The following is a 17,122-nucleotide window of genomic DNA, read 5'->3' as shown; positions in this document are numbered from 1 at the left end:
ACATGGATAAGGGTGTTCGAATTACAAACCCACGATACCAGCAGATTGCTGCGGATGTTGCATCCAAAATTGCAAGCAAATACTACCCGGTAGGCGAAAAAATATATGCTCGGTCTTCTATAGCGAGCCAATACGGGGTATCACCTGAAACCGCAAGGCGTGCTATATGTGTTCTGACTGATTTGGGAATAGTGGAGACAGAAATTGGAAATGGTGTAATAATTAAGTCCTATGAAAAAGCTGTGGATTTCGTGCGCCATTACCATGAAATACAAACTGTAAATAATTTAAAAAAGGATATTCAGGACAGCATGGAGCGGCAATCCAGGGAATTGCAATTTTTTAATGATTGCCTGTCAAAGCTTATAGAGAAGACGGACCGTTTTCGCTCAATAAATCCTTTTACCCCATTTGAAATAGAGATTACACAGGATACTCCGTACTTGAACCGGACTGCATCCGAAACAAACTTCTGGCACACCACAACTGCAACAATAGTTGCGATAAAAAGAGAAACTAAGCTATTGCTGTCCCCGGGTCCGTATGCAATATTTTTGAAGGGTGATATCGTGTATTTTATAGGAGATGAAAATTGTTTTGAAAGAGTAAGAAAATTCTTATACCCATAAAATTTGAAAGAGTAGAATAATGACATTGAATAAAAACCTCCATTGTAGCAATTAATACAATAGGAGGTTTTTTTGGGTAATTTGACAAAGGTGACAACTTGACTATATAATGAAGTTGTTGCTCAAATTTGATTGGGAAAAGAAGGTAAAGTAAATGATTCGATTTGAAAACATATCAAAAAAATACAAAGATAAAACTGTACTAAAAAGCATTTCTCTGGAAATTGAAAAAGGCCAATTGGTTTCATTTATCGGAGAAAGCGGCTGCGGCAAAACAACCACTTTAAAAATGATTAACCGCCTAATCAAACCCTCATCCGGAAAGATATTTATCAATGGAGAGGATATAGAAAAAAAAGATATTATAAAGCTAAGAAGGAATATGGGATATGTTATCCAGCAGACAGGTTTGTTTCCCCATATGACAATAAAAGAGAATATTGAGCTGATCCCTAAGGTTCAAAAAAAGGATGCTACGGAAATAAGAAGACGCACTTACGAACTATTGGAAATGATAGGATTGGAACCAGATGAGTTCCTTAACAGGTATCCATCAGAAATAAGTGGTGGACAGCAGCAGAGGGTTGGAGTAGCAAGAGCGTTTGCCACAGACCCTGAGATTATTCTTATGGATGAGCCATTTTCTGCACTTGACCCTATTACGAGAATCAGCCTGCAGGATGAGCTTATAAATATACAGGCATCCATTAAAAAGACAATAGTCTTTGTTACACATGATATGGATGAGGCGATAAAGATATCGGACAAGATATGTATCATGAAAGACGGAGAGATACTACAATATGATACACCTGAAAATATATTGAAAAATCCAAGTAATGATTTTGTGTCAGAATTTGTAGGAAAAAATAGAATATGGACTTCTCCTGAATTTATAAAGGCAAAGGATATCATGATTGATACTCCGGTAACCTGTCATAGTAATATGACACTTCTCAGATGTATTGAGAGAATGCGTAATGAGAAGGTGGATAGCCTGTTGGTAATTGAAGAGAAAACAAAAAGGCTGATAGGTATAGTGAATGCAAGGCAGATACAAAGCCAGAGTGACCGTAAAATAAGTGTTGGAAATATTATGTCTACCGAATTTTTGAGTGTCCATGAAGATGAGTCAATTATAGATATTTTGAAAATAGTTGACGAAAGGCATGTATCCACAATCCCGGTTCTAAGTGAAGACGGAAAGCTTCTGGGATTGATAACAAAGAGCAGTCTTGTTACTACTTTGAGTCAGCAGTATCTGGATATGGAGAATTTGGAATAATTTACTTAGAAAAGGGGGGTTTATATGAATTTTATTGATTACTTAGTACTAAATAAATCCCAAATACTGAATCTTCTGGTTGAGCATGTTAAGCTTACAGTTATTGCTGTAGGATTAGCCATAATTTTGGGTGTACCACTTGGAATATTAATTAGTTATGTGAAAAAATTAAACAGACCAGTATTGGGTTTTGCTAATGTAGTTCAGGCAATTCCAAGCATGGCTCTGCTTGGATTTTCCATACCCTTTTTAGGGATAGGTACACTTCCGGCTGTGGTCATGGTAATACTGTATTCACTTTTGCCTATTATTAAAAATACGTTTACAGGGATACAAAATATAAATCCGCTGACACTGGAAGCTGCCCGGGGAATAGGTCTTACGAAATTTCAGATATTAGCAAAAATACAAATTCCACTGGCATTGCCTGTAATAATGGCAGGAGTCCGAATTTCAGCTGTAACGGCCGTTGGACTGATGACCATAGCCGCGTTTATCGGCGCTGGAGGATTGGGTTTTCTGGTTTTCTCAGGTATAAGAACAGTAAATAACAACCAGATTTTGGCAGGTGCTATTCCGGCATGTCTACTTGCGCTGTTGGTAGATTATCTGGTAGGCTTGATTGAAAAAATGGTTACGCCAATAAGTCTGCAAAAAATAAAAAAATCAAAGGAAAAGCAGATGAGGGAAAGAAGATATAATAAGATAGTGTTGTCAGTGGCCGGACTTCTGACAGTTATTATTATATTTTCAACCATAATTTCCAGCTTAGGAACTGGCGGAAAAGTAATACGTATTGCAGGAAAAGATTTTACTGAGCAGCATATACTTGTAAATATGTTTGCTGACCTTATTGAAGAAAAAACTGATTTAAATGTGGAAAGGAAAGTAAATCTGGGGGGTACACAGGTGTGCTTCTCGGCTCTGAAGTCAGGGGATATTGATTTATATTTTGACTATAGCGGGACGGCATATGGAGATACACTGAATTATCCACCCATATCAGATATGAATAAGGTGTATAATACTGTAAAAAAAGATTTCAAAGAAAAGTTCAATATCAGTGTACTAAAGCAGATGGGCTTCAATAATACCTATGTTCTTGCAGTTACAAAAGAAACGGCGCAAAAATATAATTTAAAAAGTATTAGTGACATGGCAAAGGTAGCCCCTAATTTAATTGCAGGAACAACATTGGAATTTCTTAACCGGGAAGATGGACTTTTAGGAATTACAAAAAAGTATAATTTTGAATTTAAAGATACCAAGGGGTTAGACGGTTCTCCAAGGTATACAGCTTTAATAAATAAGGAAACAAGTGTTGTGGATGCGTTTTCTACAGATGGGTTACTTAAGAAATTTGATCTTGTTTCTTTGGAGGATGACAAGAACTTTTTTCCTCCATATTATGCAATTCCTTTGGTACGAGAGGAAATACTACAGAAGTATCCTGAAATAGAGCCGGTGATTGAAGAATTGGGAGATATTCTTACAAATGAAGTTATGATAGAGCTGAATTATAAAGTTGATGAGCTTCAAAAGGAACCTGCAGCAGTAGCAAAAGAGTTTTTGATTGAAAAAGGATTATTGAAAAAGGATTAATATAAAATCGATGTAAATAAATATAGAAATCAAATAGAAGGCCATTGCAAAAGAAGTTGATGTGTTTGCAATGGTTTTTTATTTTAATTATAGCAAAATATATAATTCATAAAATAATCAAGTATGTAAAATAAAATTTTACAGTTAAAAATAAATACATAACAAAATTATATATAAAAGGTATTGACTAAAATTAAATTTGGTTTTATTATATATATTATAATAAAACCTATAAACTTACTAGCATATAAAGGGGGATACCATATATGAGCAGAAAACTTAGTTTTGATACATTGCAAGTCCACGCAGGGCAGGAAATAGATCCTGTTACAAGGTCAAGAGCAGTGCCTATATACCAGACAACATCATATGTATTCAAAGATTCAGATAACGCAGCAGATTTATTTGGTCTTAAAGATTCGGGAAATATTTATACAAGAATTATGAACCCTACAACAGATGTATTTGAAAAAAGAATTGCAGCACTGGAAGGCGGTTCGGCAGCCCTTGCAGTTTCATCTGGTTCAGCAGCAATAACATATTCAGTACTGAATCTTGCTGGAGCTGGAGACGAGATTGTGGCTGCAAACACCTTGTATGGAGGAACTTACAACCTTTTTGCGGTAACCTTGCCCAAATACGGAATAAACACTACTTTTGTAGATCCTGATAACATGCAAAACTTTGAAGCCGCTATTACAGAAAAAACAAAAGCTCTGTACATAGAATCAATAGGTAATCCAAATGCAAATCTAATCGATATTCAAGCCGTTGCAGACATTGCACATAAGCATGGTATCCCCCTTATAGTTGATAATACATTCGGCACACCATACCTAATAAAACCTATTGATTTCGGAGCAGACGTAGTAGTACATTCTGCAACCAAATTTATAGGCGGACATGGAACTTCTATCGGTGGAGTGATTATTGATGGAGGTAAATTTGACTATTCTGCAAGCAATAAATTCCCTGGCTTTACAACACCTGATGAAAGCTACCATGGGGTTGTATTCAGTCAGTTGGGAGAAGTGGCATTTGTAACGAAAGCTAGAGTTCAGCTCTTAAGAGATACAGGAGCATCCCTTAGTCCTTTTAACTCATTCTTATTCTTACAGGGACTTGAGACATTATCTTTAAGGGTGGAAAGACATGTAAGCAATTCAAAAAAGGTTGCAGAATACCTTGAAAAACATCCGTTGGTGGAGAAAGTAAATTACCCAAGCCTGAAGGGAAATAAATATTTTGAACTTGCTCAAAAATATTTCCCAAAAGGAGCAGGCTCAATATTTACATTTGAAATAAAAGGAGGCTTCGAAGCTGCAAAGAAATTTATAGACAGCTTAGAAATATTCTCATTATTGGCAAATGTTGCTGATGCTAAATCTTTGGTAATACATCCTGCAAGCACTACACATTCCCAGCTTTCGGAGAATGAACTTTTAGAATCAGGAATAACACCTGGAACAGTAAGACTTTCCATAGGAATTGAAGATCCTGATGATTTAATATATGACATAGAACAGGCTCTTGAAAAGAGCAAATAATAAACCTATATTGGCTGACAGTTGACTTTTCGTTATTGCATAATATAATTTATATTATGCACTTTTTTTACAATTTATTTATTTAGTTGATGGAGGTCAATATGCCAATCAGAATCCCTGACAATCTACCTGCGGTGGAAACCTTGAATAGTGAGAACATATTTGTCATGTCTGAGGACAGGGCATACCATCAGGATATAAGACCGCTAAAAATTGCAATATTAAATATAATGCCTACTAAAATAACTACGGAAACGCAGCTACTGAGACTTCTTGGAAACACACCCCTTCAGGTGGAGATTGTTCTGCTGCACCCCGCATCCCATATGTCAAAAAATACTCCTGAGGAACACCTTAAAACTTTTTATAAAACCTTTGACGAGGTACAAGGTGAGCATTTTGACGGATTGATTATCACAGGAGCACCAGTTGAGCAAATGCCATTTGAGGACGTATATTACTGGGAAGAACTTAAACGTATAATGGCCTGGAGTAAGAAAAACGTATACTCTACACTACATATATGCTGGGGGGCACAGGCAGGGCTGTATTATCATTACGGCGTACCAAAACGCGATTTGCCTAAGAAGATGTTTGGTGTATTTGAACACAAAAAAATAAAGGAGCATGTTAAACTTCTCAGAGGCTTTGATGATGTGTTTTTTGTGCCCCATTCCAGACATACTGAAGTTGCCCATGAGGATATAGCAATGGTTGAACAACTAGAAATATTGGCTGAGTCTAAAGAAGCAGGGGTATATCTAGTTGCATCAAAAGATGGGCGTCACATTTTTGCGACGGGTCATTCCGAATATGATCCTTACACGCTTAAATATGAGTACGAGAGAGATGTAGAAAAGGGGATGGACATAGAGGTTCCCAAAAACTACTTTCCCGGAGATGATCCAACAAAGGAACCTATTGTAAGGTGGCGGGGACATGGAAACCTTTTATTTTTAAATTGGCTCAACTACTATGTATATCAGGAAACACCTTACGATTTAAATAACTTAGGAAAGTAATGAATTATTAAATGCCTTGAGCACCTGAAAGGATGAACCTTTTGACGGGCATAGCATGTTATGACTCGATAACTGTGCCAGGGGGAGGGCCGGTACAGGACTGGTGGTAGTCATGTGGTGCTCAAGGCTAAATAGACATTTGCCTATCTACTTTACATAATATTATTTTTTACATAAAATGTTACTGTTTTAAATTACAATTTCCTCTTATTTTTTGAATACTTCTTAAAACAGCATCCTTTGAGTTTCCCCAAGGTGCGTCGCTATACCTATAATCGAACTTTTTTGTAAACCAATCAACTTCCTTTTCTACTCTATCAAGGTTGGTAATTTGCATTTCCATGAGCTTTTTAGTGAATATTGCTGTTTCACTTGTATTAAGATACTTTTTTGTTGAAATAAGCAATTGTTTAAGATGTTTCAGGCAAAATCCTTTTTTGGAATCAAAAACTTTTCTGAAATCAGGTTCCCTGAAATACAAATAAAAAATAACATCAATATATCTATCCATTGTGTGTTCAAGCTTACTGCATATGGAACAGCTGTTTTCTATTTTATCAAGCTCCCCTACAAGTTCCTGTACCAGCTTGTCAGTTTCAGTCTGCTTCGATGAAATTTTATTCGAAATATTCTTCATAAGTCCGGCATTAGCATCCTTTTCCAATGAGCTGGCACGTGTCTCAAATATGCTTTGAAGCTTTTTATTTTTTTCCTGCAAAAATGTATTAATCATGAGGGCAAGGCCAAGACGATTAGCCTGACTATTAAACATAGCCTCAAAGTGGTCTTTGCAAAATCCCTTTTCATTTGTCTCCTGTCTCATATCTGGCTCCATCAGGGATGGTCCTAGAGCGTACTCTATACACTCATTTTCCAGCTTTTTTTCCAGAACGCAAAGAGGACATTCGCAATCCTCTGCAAAAGCATCTGACACAGGTATTGTATATATTTTCTCCTTCATTGTGACCTCCGTTATAATAAAAAGTGAATTACACTATTTTTCAAATTATATCATATTTCTCCCACACATAACCATTGATATTCCCAGTGCTAATTAATATCCTTAATATATTGTTTTATAGGGCATATGATGGGGTACTATTTAATGGGGAGGAATAAAAATGGAATATAAAGGCTACACTTTAGAAACTACAAATGGAAACCTTTACGTAAAAAATGTCAAAGACTTCAATTTAACACACATATTTGACTGTGGACAGTGTTTCAGATGGATAAGACAGGATGATGGAAGCTATAGAGGAATAGCTGGAGGCCGACTGGTAAATGTAAGTTATAATAATGAGATTCTTTGTATAACCAATTCTACAGAGCGGGATTTTATAGACATTTGGTATGAGTATTTTGACTTGGGCACTGATTATTCAAAAATTAAGTCTATTCTTGAGCAAGATGAAATAATGAAAGAAGCAATAAAAACTGGCTGGGGAATAAGACTTCTGAAACAGGATTTCTGGGAGATGCTAATCTCATTTATAATATCTGCAAATAACATGATACCGAGAATAATGAAAACAGTAGATACTCTTTCTGCATTAAGAGGAAAGTGTATTGATTCCAGTCTTAATGCATTCAGTTTTCCAGATGCTGAAGCACTTGCAAGTATGTCATTAGAGGAAATACAGCAGTGTAAGGCAGGGTTCAGGTGCAAGTACATTCATAAAACATCTGCCTTAATGGCACAGGGGTTTTTAACAGAAGAACATTTAAGAAGCATGGATACAGCTGCGGCTCGTAAGGCGCTAATGAAGCTTCCCGGTGTTGGACCAAAGGTGGCTGACTGTATACTGCTTTTCAGCGGATTGAAATATGACGTATTTCCAATTGATGTTTGGGTAAAACGTGTGATGGAGGAGTTGTATTTAAAAAAAGAGTCAGGTCTTAAGGAAATACAGCAATTTGCCTCAAAGCAGTTTGGAGACCTTACAGGGTATGCGCAACAGTATTTATTTTATCATGCACGGTTAAATAAAATAGGTATGTCGAAATAAAAACATTTACGGAACTTTTTAAAAGCCATTTCAATATTATGTTAATGTAAAGCAACTAACTGTGGGTATAGTATATTATGGAATTGGAGTGGATTTTATGAAGTGTATTGCAATATTAGAATCTGGTAATTATGTTTATAAACTGAATTCTGAACTTGAAAAAAAAGGATATGATTTTGAAGTTATATCTACTCCTTGCAGCATTGCTAAGGGAGGATGTGGACTTTGCCTTAAATTCCCAGAAGAATATTTAGGAGTGATAAAGGCGGAAGCCGCTCGTATCAACACTCCTATAAAGGAAGTATACAGAGTTATTTCGGGGTTCTCAAAGAATAAGTATGAAAGATTATATTAGACAAATTATAAGGGAGAAAACAGTCGCTATTAACTGATATATTATTCAGATTCTGTTTTACATGAGTAAGAACCGATGTTATAATAAACCCATCGAAAGCAGTCATATATAGGACTGGTAAACTTTCAAAAATTGAATAACAGTTATCCTGAAATGAGCGAATCAAACCTTTATTTTGAACCTACATCTTTCATAAGGGAGTCTGCTGTCTGGTATACGATGTCAGGCCTTAGGTAATTCCGACACACGGCATGAACGTTGTGCAACGGCGAAGGAAGGCTGAAGATACCACCGGGACACCCACCTGGCTTTGGCTAGGTGTCAAAATACTGGGGACGCCATTTTGGGACTAACTCAAAGTGATGAGGGGCATTGCGATGCCCCTTTACATATTCTTCTTTCTTTTCAATTTCCATACTCCTTTGAAATTTTTATGTAACTTTGCTTTTTTCTTTACTCTATCTGCAAAAAGTTGCTTTAGTTCTTCTCTTGATTTCGGAAGATTGGTAAATGCTTGAGTATGGGGATTATTACGCTGTTTTAGGTTACTTGGAAATACTTCTGCAAAAGTGTTTCTTTTGGGCTGGATAGGTTCAATACCTGATTTTCCAGGCCTTAGCCCTATTAGTACTTTAGATATTTCTTTCATAAGAGAGAGTTCCATGGTCTTTTGATTTGACTCAAGTGCTTTAATATTGTTGATAATGCTATTTTGAGTTTCTTTTAAATCTGCTATCTGTCTTTTCAGCAATTTAATTTCTGTTGTTATAATATCCTTCATTTCGTCAGTACTAAGACTACCTTCCGAATCTATGGAATCATGTGTAAACATTAACTTAAAGCCGTTTACAAATGTGGCGGGTATTTCGTTGGCCTGTATATGCTCATATGGGCAATTTGACTTATATCTGACGCAAATGTGCTGCCTTGAAAGAGAGGTGCCTTTAGAAGCTTTTGTAAAACTGGCTCCGAAGTCATTTGATATAAATGAAAAAAGGGAATCATCCTTAATATAATAAACTACCAGACTGCTCTTTACCGATAGTAATGAATAATTGGAAAAAAGAGTTCCCGAAGCTGCCAGAATGCTTTCGGATGTCCACATGTTTCTGTCAGGTATCTTTTGCTGATATACCAACTGAAATTGCTTATCCTGTCTTCTTACATAACATATATGGAAAATACCGTTTCTGTCAACCACAACTCTGGGATTCTGACTGTTGGAGGAAAACATAGTAATTTGTGAATACTCGCTCCAGGTTTTATTAACAGTAGAATACTTCTTGTATCCTATTTGGTTGTTCTTTCCGTCGGATATATGATAAAAAACATATATGTCATCATTTAAATCATAGACAACAGTGTATGGATTTGGAAGTAAGGTTATATTATCAACTTTTTTTGGTGCAACAGGAACACCATCTGTTATTGTCTGATATGACAGCATATATATTCCGTTATGCTCAATTATAAAGAAAATATGTACACAACTATTTGCAACAATCAACGATAAATGTTTGTTAAATACAGAGTGTGATTTGCTGGTAAGAACTGGCAACGCTTTAACGGTTTCATTTTGCTGCATAAAGCAATAAATAATATTGCCTTTCTTATCCTGATATATAATATGGAAGCAATCCTTTTCATCAATTTCCACATAGAATTGCTCATAGGCTTCTGACTGCACCACTCGTGGCTCCGACCAAGCGAATCTTTTGGAAAATACGCTGTAACATATTCCTTGGTTGTTATCATAGTAAAAATTCCAAAGTTTACCCTCGGAATCTTTAAAAACAAATTGTTTATTGTTGGGATTGTACATATTTATCGGCCTCCAATCATTAATATATATGCTTAAAATTAGCTGTTTAGTAACAAAACAAAGTAATCACACATTTATCAAAATAACATAATATGTAATTAAGGGAAATCATCAAACAACTGCAATTAAGGGGGATTTTTATGGGTCAAGATAATGACAGAGTGGTATCGGGGCTTATTTGCGAGAGAGATCTCAGTAAAATAAGAGAAGCCGTCGGTGTACATGCTGAAAAAATATACGATTCATGTAAAGACAGGGATTGTATAGAAAATGCAAGAGTATATTTTGAACGTCTTACGGATGCTGAAGTTCGTGCTATTAATGATTCCTTTAACGTTAAAATTAGGACGGCAGAGGTAACTGATGTTATAACGGATATAGAAGCAGTTCCTTTTAAGAGAGGCTTTTATGCTGTAGATGTCAAATTTATTATTGCTGTAACACTTGATTTCTTTACCAGAATAACTGTGGGAGGCAGGGAAAGAATTCAGATAACTACAGTAGAAGGCAACATATCCTATGACAAGAAAATAATATTATTCGGTTCAGAAGGCGGAGTTAAGATTTTCAAATCACTTTACCAGCCAAGAGCACTGGACATTCAATCAAATGCCGAGCTGCAGCAAAGTAACCTGCCTTTCTGTAAGATAGAAGTTGCAGAGCCGATTCCGTTATCTGCAAGAACAAAGGGCTTTTTAGACAAACTGGATGATGACAGGGAAATGGAAAGAGGACCCGGTCCACAGCCTGGGCCTGTACTTACAAAAAGAGTGTACGTTACAGTAGGATTATTCTCAATAGTTAGTCTTGCAAGGGTTGTACCACTCTTAATACCTGCTTTCGATTTTTCATATCCGCATAAGCACTGTCCTGCAGGAACAGATGACAATGCATGTGAATTGTTTGATACCTTTGATTTTCCATATGATGAGTTCTATCCACCTCAAAAATTTGATTTCCCCGGTGCGACAGATCAAGAAAGGCTTTTGCTCGAAGACGTTAATCAATGCGAGGACTAGTGTAGCAACTGTAAGGCGAAAGAGGAAGGATTTAAATCCTTCCTTTTTTATTATATAGTATACTCAATGTTATACTTATTTACATAGAAAATTAAAACTGTTAAAATTACTATAGTTATAAAGGGTTGTTTTTTGAATAGGAATATAATGATTTAGAATTTAATTTATATATAAAGGATACAGTATGAAAAAAGGTCTGATGTATGATGCAAGATCAATAGCTAGTCGTGACCCTGCTGCAAAGAGTACGCTGGAGGTCATTTTGTTGTATCCAGGTTTTCACGCTCTGGTATATCACAGGATAGCTCATTGGTTTTATAAAAAGAAGAGGTTTTTTATAGCAAGGTTTATATCACAATTTGCTAGACATTTTACAGGGATAGAGATACATCCGGGTGCAAAAATAGGCAGCGGATTGTTTATAGATCACGGAATGGGTGTCGTTATAGGAGAGTCAGCCGAAATAGGAGACAACTGTACTATATACCACGGTGTTACCCTTGGAGGAACAGGGAAGGACAAGGGGAGAAAACGTCATCCTACAGTTGGGAATAATGTTCTTATTGGAGCAGGAGCCAAGGTTTTAGGACCCTTCAAAATCGGAGATAATTCAACTATAGGAGCAAATACTTTTGTTTCCTTTGAAGTTGAGCCATTTTCTACAGTGGTAGGAGTAAAAGGGAGAACCGTTAAAAAGGCAGGTAAGAGAGTTGATAATCCGTCGGAGTCTCTAGATCAGATACATATGCCGGATCCCTTGTCACAGGAGATTTGTAAACTTGCAAATCGTCTGCAACATCTTGAAAATATGATATGTGACATTGGAAGGGCGTCGAGTGAGAATTCTCAGCCCTTGAATAAAAAGAATGAAAATAATACAATTAATAAATAGAAGTACATGAGAGGAGAAAAGAATGAAGGTATACAATACACTTTCAAGGCAGAAAGAAGATTTCAAGCCTATTGACGATAAAGAGGTACGTATATATTCCTGCGGGCCTACAGTTTATAATTATGCTCATATTGGGAACCTTCGCACATATGTATTTATGGATATACTAAGGAGGGTTCTGGAATATAACGGATACAGCCTTAAACATGTTATGAATATTACAGACGTAGGACATCTTGTTTCAGATGAAGACGAGGGCGAGGATAAAATGGTAAAAGGTGCTCGTGAACAGAAAAAGACACCTTGGGAAATCGCCGAATATTATACTAACGTTTTTATGAAAGATATAAAAGCACTCAATATACAGGTTCCTGAAATTGTGCCAAAGGCAACTGAGCATATTCCGGAAATGCTGGAATTTGTTCATGGACTTGTTGATAAGGGCTATGGATATGAAACTAGCGACGGTATATATTTTGACATACAGAAGTTTGAGGGATACGGAAAGCTCTCAAGGGCAAACCTTGAAGACCAGATTGCAGGAGCAAGAGTCGAGGTAAATGAGGAAAAGCGTCATCCTGCGGACTTTGCCATATGGAAGAAAGCACCAAAGGAACACATTATGCAATGGCCAAGTCAATGGGGAATGGGATACCCTGGATGGCATATTGAGTGTTCTGCAATGGGACGAAAATATCTTGGAGATACCTTTGATATTCATACAGGTGGAGTTGACCACATACCCGTTCATCATGAAAATGAAATTGCTCAGTCTGAAGCGCTTTTGGGGAAACCAGCTGTAAACTACTGGATGCACGGCGAATTCATGATGGTTAACAATGGTAAAATGTCGAAGAGTCTTGGTAATACCTATACTATTGAAGATTTAAAGGAAAAGGGCTATGATCCTTTGGCTTTTAGGTATATGTGTCTGAATGCCCACTACAGAAATAAGCTGAACTTTACATGGGATGTTATGCAGTCGGCGCAGGTTTCTTATGACAGGTTTGTGGAAGGTGTGCTTTCTCACAAAGATGGAAATGAAAAAATCGACAGTGCTGTTGTAAAAGAGTTCCTCAGTGATTTTGAAGATGCAATAAATGATGACTTGAATATTCCAAAAGCTTTGGGAGTAGCTTGGAATGCAATCAGATACGGCAAAAAGTCACAGGAAATATATGACCTTCTTACTAAAATGAACAAAATATTCGGATTTAATCTGGAGAAAAAGAAGGGCGGGACAGGTGAGATAGAAGTAAGTCCAGAGGTCCAGAAACTCCTGGAAGAAAGACAGGAGGCCAGAGCTCAAAAGAACTGGAAACGTTCAGATGAGATAAGAGACGAATTAAAGGCTATGGGGTACGCAGTAGAAGATACTGCAAATGGGCCTAAATTAAAGCTTTTGTAATTTGATAACAAGTAAATTTAATATATTTCTCAAATCCTTTCACACCTTGGTCAAAACCAAGGTGTGATTTTTGTGTTTTCCTTCATATTATGTTAATAGGTATTTATTAACATAATATGAAGGAGTGATTGAATGAACAAGCTGCAGGAATTTATAGGGATTATCAGGTCAAAGATTGGCAGCGGATATGTTTATGGAGGACAGAATGATACGCCTTTAACCAAGGAAGCCTTGGCTGCATTGGTTAAACAGTTTGGAAGATCCCATTATTATTTTGACGGTTACTCCGCTGAAAGATGGTTGGGTAAAGAATATTATGATTGTTCGGGATTAATTGTGTATGCACTAAGAAAAATGAAACTTATTGCAAGTACTGCTGATTATACCTCCCAGCAGATATTTTCTAAGCTATGCAAAGCTATAGGTGTAAATGATTTACAAGCAGGAGATTTATGCTTTAATAAATCAGCTTCAGGTATTGTTCATGTAGGAGTATTCGTAGGCAATGGTAGAGTTATTCATGCAAGAGGAACTTTTTATGGAGTAGTTGAAACACAGCTGTTTTCATCCTTTAATACTTTTGGCAGACTGAATTTCTTTGCCAACGAAAAACCTGAAGCGGTTATTAAGCCTGAAAATTCTTTTAAAAAAGCAAAAGTTAAAACTTCGGTAAATGAACAGCCATTTGATAATACTGCAAGCATAGGAACCATAAATGCAGACAGTCTTGTACAAGTGACAGGAAAAACCGACAACGGATGGTATCAGATAAAATTAAACGGAAAAACTGGTTTTGTAAAAGTGAATACGCTGGATGATTATAATGAATTGGTAAAGGCTATTGCCTTTTTAAGCCAAAATGCGGGTATTGACAATGTTTACTGGTATAATCACAGTGGGGATACTAAATGGTTGGATGTCTGCTTTATTAAAATTGCAAAGGCATTCGGAGCAAATCTTAACTAGAAGAATTTTTTTTAGGTTTATGATATACTTGATTTAATTTATTTTAAAACGGGAGAAAATACTTATGACAAAGCTTGTTTCATGGAATGTGAATGGACTTAGAGCATGTATTGGCAAAGGCTTTTGGGATTTTTTCAAAAAGGTGGATGCCGATATATTTTGTGTTCAGGAAACAAAGCTTCAGGAAGGGCAGATTGAACTGGAGCTTGAAGGGTATGAACATTATTGGAATTATGCTGCTAAAAAAGGATACTCAGGTACAGCTATTTTTACAAAAATAAAGCCTTTATCATCTTCCTGCGGAATCGGTATCGAAGAACACGATAATGAAGGAAGAGTTATAACTCTGGAGTTTGAAGATTACTTTTTAGTAAACGTATATACGCCAAACTCCAAGAGAGAGCTTGAAAGACTGGAATATCGCATGAAGTGGGAAGATGACTTCAGGGTGTACCTGAAGCAGCTGGAGAAGACCAAACCTGTTATAGTTTGCGGAGACATGAATGTGGCTCACCAGGAAATAGATATAAAGAATCCTAAGTCAAATAAGAGAAGTGCAGGCTTTACCATGGAGGAAAGAGAAAAATTCTCGGAACTTTTGGCCCAGGGGTTTGTGGATACTTTCAGAACTCTGTATCCTGATAAAACAGAAGCCTACACATGGTGGTCATATATGTTTAAAGCAAGAGAAAAGAATGCAGGATGGAGAATAGATTATTTTTGTGTATCAGAAGCACTAAAGGATAGAATTGTAGATGCTGAAATATATTCTGACGTTATGGGTTCTGACCATTGTCCTGTAGGATTGACAATTAAGTGTGAATAATTAAGTTGCTTATCCCAGAATTATTCACATGGTGGATAAGCCTATTTTAAATATATACACAGATTTATGCACATTATCCACAGAAAACCTGTCCACAATATGAAAACAATGTGGATAATGTGTTAAATATCATTCAGTTTACCTTTTAGTTGTGGATAAGTAAAGGAAAAGTAATGATGGATAAAAATTGTTTTAACATATGCTACTTTCGTGTATAATAAATATGCATAAAAAGGCATATTAGAGTTGGAGAAAATGAATGTTTGAAGAAACCATACAAAACATGCGCAAAGATTTTGATATTAAACCGATGGACGTGATGAATCTTCAGCCATTGGTTTTAGCTTATATAGGGGATGCGGTTTATGAAGTCTATATACGTACTATGCTTGTAATAAACAACAAGTCAAATGTAAATATGCTTCATAAAATGTCTGTCAAGTATGTTAAGGCAAAGTCTCAGGCAGATATAGTTCACCGTGTTAATGACAAACTGACTGCGGAAGAGCAGGATATTGTCAGAAGAGGCCGTAATGCTAAATCAGCTACGGTGCCTAAACATGCAGATGTTACGGACTACAGGTATTCTACTGGCTTTGAGGCTTTGATAGGATATTTATACCTTACAAATAACTATGAACGTCTTATGGAAATTCTAAGACTGGCAGTTGAGGAATAACAATTAACGATGAAAGTGTGGATTTAAGAATATGGCGGAAGCAAGAAACAGAAAATCAGGTAATTCCCGTTTTGATAGAAAGAATTTTTCTGGAGACAGTAAAAAACGCGGGATAAAAGGGGATGAGCGCAAGGGGTTCAAGAGCGAGTCTGCAAAGAGAGGATTCTATGGGGCACCAGTAAAAAATACCGAGTTTGAAAACCTTGAAATGGTGAATGCTGTTCCCGAGGAAAGCGACAAGTTGGAGGGAAGAAACTCTGTAATGGAGGCTCTGAAAGCCAACAGGACCATCAACAAGCTATTTATAGCCAAGGGCGAAAAAGAAGGTTCTATTAGACAAATTATAGCTATTGCAAGGCAAAAAGGGATTATCACAACTGAGGTTGACAAAAATATACTGGATGGAATGTCTACAACCAGATCCCACCAAGGGGTTATAGCTTATGTGGCAGTCAAGGAATATGTGGAGGTGGACGATATACTTGCAGCTGCTCAGGAGAAGGGAGAACCTCCGTTTATTATCATACTGGATGAGATTTCTGATCCACATAATTTCGGGGCAATCTTAAGAACAGCTAATGCTGTTGGAGCTCATGGAGTAATTATTCCAAAGAGAAGGGCCATAGGACTGACTTCCACGGTTTCAAAGGCATCAGCGGGAGCAGTGGAGTACGTGCCTGTATCAAGAGTAACCAATATTTCACAGACTATAGAATATCTAAAGAAAAACAATGTCTGGGTTGTTGGAACTGACTCTACAGGTGAAAAAGCTTTTTATGAAAGCGATTTAAAGGGCCCCATAGCTCTCGTTGTGGGAAGTGAAGGCGAAGGAATGGGTAAACTTGTAAGAGAGAAATGTGATTTTGTTGTTAATATCCCTATGCATGGGGAAATCAGCTCATTAAATGCGTCTGTTGCAGCAGCTATAGTTATGTATGAAATACTAAAGCAAAGAGGTAAATAAAAATACTTTTTATTTATAATCAAACCTTATTTTTTCCATACCTGCAACATTTATGGAATATCAAAGTAAACTTGACATACAGAACATAGACACTTAT

General features: G+C 36.6%; 16 protein-coding genes and 1 other RNA gene. 15 read left to right on the top strand and 2 right to left on the bottom strand.

What is annotated here, in order from left to right; translation table 11 throughout:
• Positions 1–2: 2 nt before the first annotated feature.
• The 5 genes from K412_RS0107485 (at position 3) to metA (ending at position 6,085) form a co-directional block, all read left to right on the top strand.
• Positions 3–629 (top strand): GntR family transcriptional regulator, encoded by a 627-nt coding sequence (locus tag K412_RS0107485; protein ID WP_024832523.1) that lies wholly within the window; start codon positions 3–5, stop codon positions 627–629.
• A gap of 154 nt (positions 630–783) precedes the next feature.
• Positions 784–1,914 carry an ABC transporter ATP-binding protein gene (locus K412_RS0107480; RefSeq protein WP_024832522.1) on the top strand — a complete coding sequence of 377 codons (1,131 nt, stop codon included), beginning with the start codon at positions 784–786 and terminating at the stop codon, positions 1,912–1,914.
• A 24-nt stretch (positions 1,915–1,938) separates the two neighbouring features.
• Entirely contained in the window at positions 1,939–3,516 is a 1,578-nt protein-coding gene (locus tag K412_RS0107475; protein ID WP_024832521.1) for an ABC transporter permease/substrate-binding protein, read from the top strand.
• 266 nt (positions 3,517–3,782) lie between these two features.
• Positions 3,783–5,063, top strand: a complete 1,281-nt coding sequence (locus K412_RS0107470) for an O-acetylhomoserine aminocarboxypropyltransferase/cysteine synthase family protein (RefSeq protein WP_024832520.1) — start codon at positions 3,783–3,785, stop codon at positions 5,061–5,063.
• Between the two features lie 101 nt (positions 5,064–5,164).
• Complete coding sequence (gene metA / locus K412_RS0107465; RefSeq protein WP_024832519.1) at positions 5,165–6,085, top strand: homoserine O-acetyltransferase MetA; 921 nt, start codon at positions 5,165–5,167, stop codon at positions 6,083–6,085.
• A 181-nt stretch (positions 6,086–6,266) separates the two neighbouring features.
• On the opposite strand, the gene K412_RS0107460 is transcribed toward metA, so the two are convergent.
• Positions 6,267–7,046 carry a DUF6062 family protein gene (locus K412_RS0107460; RefSeq protein ID WP_024832518.1) on the bottom strand — a complete coding sequence of 260 codons (780 nt, stop codon included), beginning with the start codon at positions 7,044–7,046 and terminating at the stop codon, positions 6,267–6,269.
• Between the two features lie 160 nt (positions 7,047–7,206).
• Between K412_RS0107460 and K412_RS0107455 the strand changes: the two genes are divergently transcribed.
• The 3 genes from K412_RS0107455 to ssrS all read left to right on the top strand — a co-directional run bounded on the left by K412_RS0107455 (position 7,207) and on the right by ssrS (position 8,803).
• Positions 7,207–8,094, top strand: a complete 888-nt coding sequence (locus K412_RS0107455) for a DNA-3-methyladenine glycosylase family protein (RefSeq protein WP_024832517.1) — start codon at positions 7,207–7,209, stop codon at positions 8,092–8,094.
• A 97-nt stretch (positions 8,095–8,191) separates the two neighbouring features.
• Positions 8,192–8,449, top strand: a complete 258-nt coding sequence (locus tag K412_RS0107450) for a putative Se/S carrier protein (RefSeq protein ID WP_024832516.1) — start codon at positions 8,192–8,194, stop codon at positions 8,447–8,449.
• A gap of 142 nt (positions 8,450–8,591) precedes the next feature.
• Positions 8,592–8,803: non-coding RNA, 6S RNA (ssrS, locus tag K412_RS21765), on the top strand.
• Positions 8,804–8,834: 31 nt separating this feature from the next.
• On the opposite strand, the gene K412_RS0107445 is transcribed toward ssrS, so the two are convergent.
• Positions 8,835–10,271, bottom strand: coding sequence for a hypothetical protein (locus tag K412_RS0107445; protein ID WP_024832515.1), 1,437 nt, complete (start codon positions 10,269–10,271; stop codon positions 8,835–8,837).
• A gap of 140 nt (positions 10,272–10,411) precedes the next feature.
• Here K412_RS0107445 and K412_RS0107440 point away from each other — a divergent pair, with 140 nt between their 5' ends.
• From K412_RS0107440 to rlmB, 7 genes are all read left to right on the top strand, one after another.
• Positions 10,412–11,290, top strand: a complete 879-nt coding sequence (locus K412_RS0107440) for a hypothetical protein (RefSeq protein ID WP_024832514.1) — start codon at positions 10,412–10,414, stop codon at positions 11,288–11,290.
• 184 nt (positions 11,291–11,474) lie between these two features.
• On the top strand, positions 11,475–12,182 hold the full coding sequence (epsC, locus tag K412_RS0107435) for a serine O-acetyltransferase EpsC (RefSeq protein ID WP_024832513.1): 708 nt from the start codon (positions 11,475–11,477) through the stop codon (positions 12,180–12,182).
• 22 nt (positions 12,183–12,204) lie between these two features.
• Complete coding sequence (cysS, locus tag K412_RS0107430; protein ID WP_024832512.1) at positions 12,205–13,590, top strand: cysteine--tRNA ligase; 1,386 nt, start codon at positions 12,205–12,207, stop codon at positions 13,588–13,590.
• 132 nt (positions 13,591–13,722) lie between these two features.
• Positions 13,723–14,556 carry an NlpC/P60 family protein gene (locus K412_RS0107425; RefSeq protein WP_024832511.1) on the top strand — a complete coding sequence of 278 codons (834 nt, stop codon included), beginning with the start codon at positions 13,723–13,725 and terminating at the stop codon, positions 14,554–14,556.
• A 64-nt stretch (positions 14,557–14,620) separates the two neighbouring features.
• Positions 14,621–15,382 (top strand): exodeoxyribonuclease III, encoded by a 762-nt coding sequence (locus K412_RS0107420; protein WP_024832510.1) that lies wholly within the window; start codon positions 14,621–14,623, stop codon positions 15,380–15,382.
• Positions 15,383–15,641: 259 nt separating this feature from the next.
• Positions 15,642–16,061 carry a Mini-ribonuclease 3 gene (locus K412_RS0107415; protein WP_024832509.1) on the top strand — a complete coding sequence of 140 codons (420 nt, stop codon included), beginning with the start codon at positions 15,642–15,644 and terminating at the stop codon, positions 16,059–16,061.
• Between the two features lie 31 nt (positions 16,062–16,092).
• Positions 16,093–17,025, top strand: coding sequence for a 23S rRNA (guanosine(2251)-2'-O)-methyltransferase RlmB (gene rlmB / locus K412_RS0107410; protein ID WP_024832508.1), 933 nt, complete (start codon positions 16,093–16,095; stop codon positions 17,023–17,025).
• The last annotated feature ends 97 nt before the right edge of the window (positions 17,026–17,122 follow it).

This window comes from Ruminiclostridium josui JCM 17888 (genome assembly GCF_000526495.1).
GTDB lineage: Bacteria > Bacillota > Clostridia > Acetivibrionales > DSM-1351 > Ruminiclostridium > Ruminiclostridium josui.
This window is presented reverse-complemented; position numbering and strand designations above follow the sequence as displayed.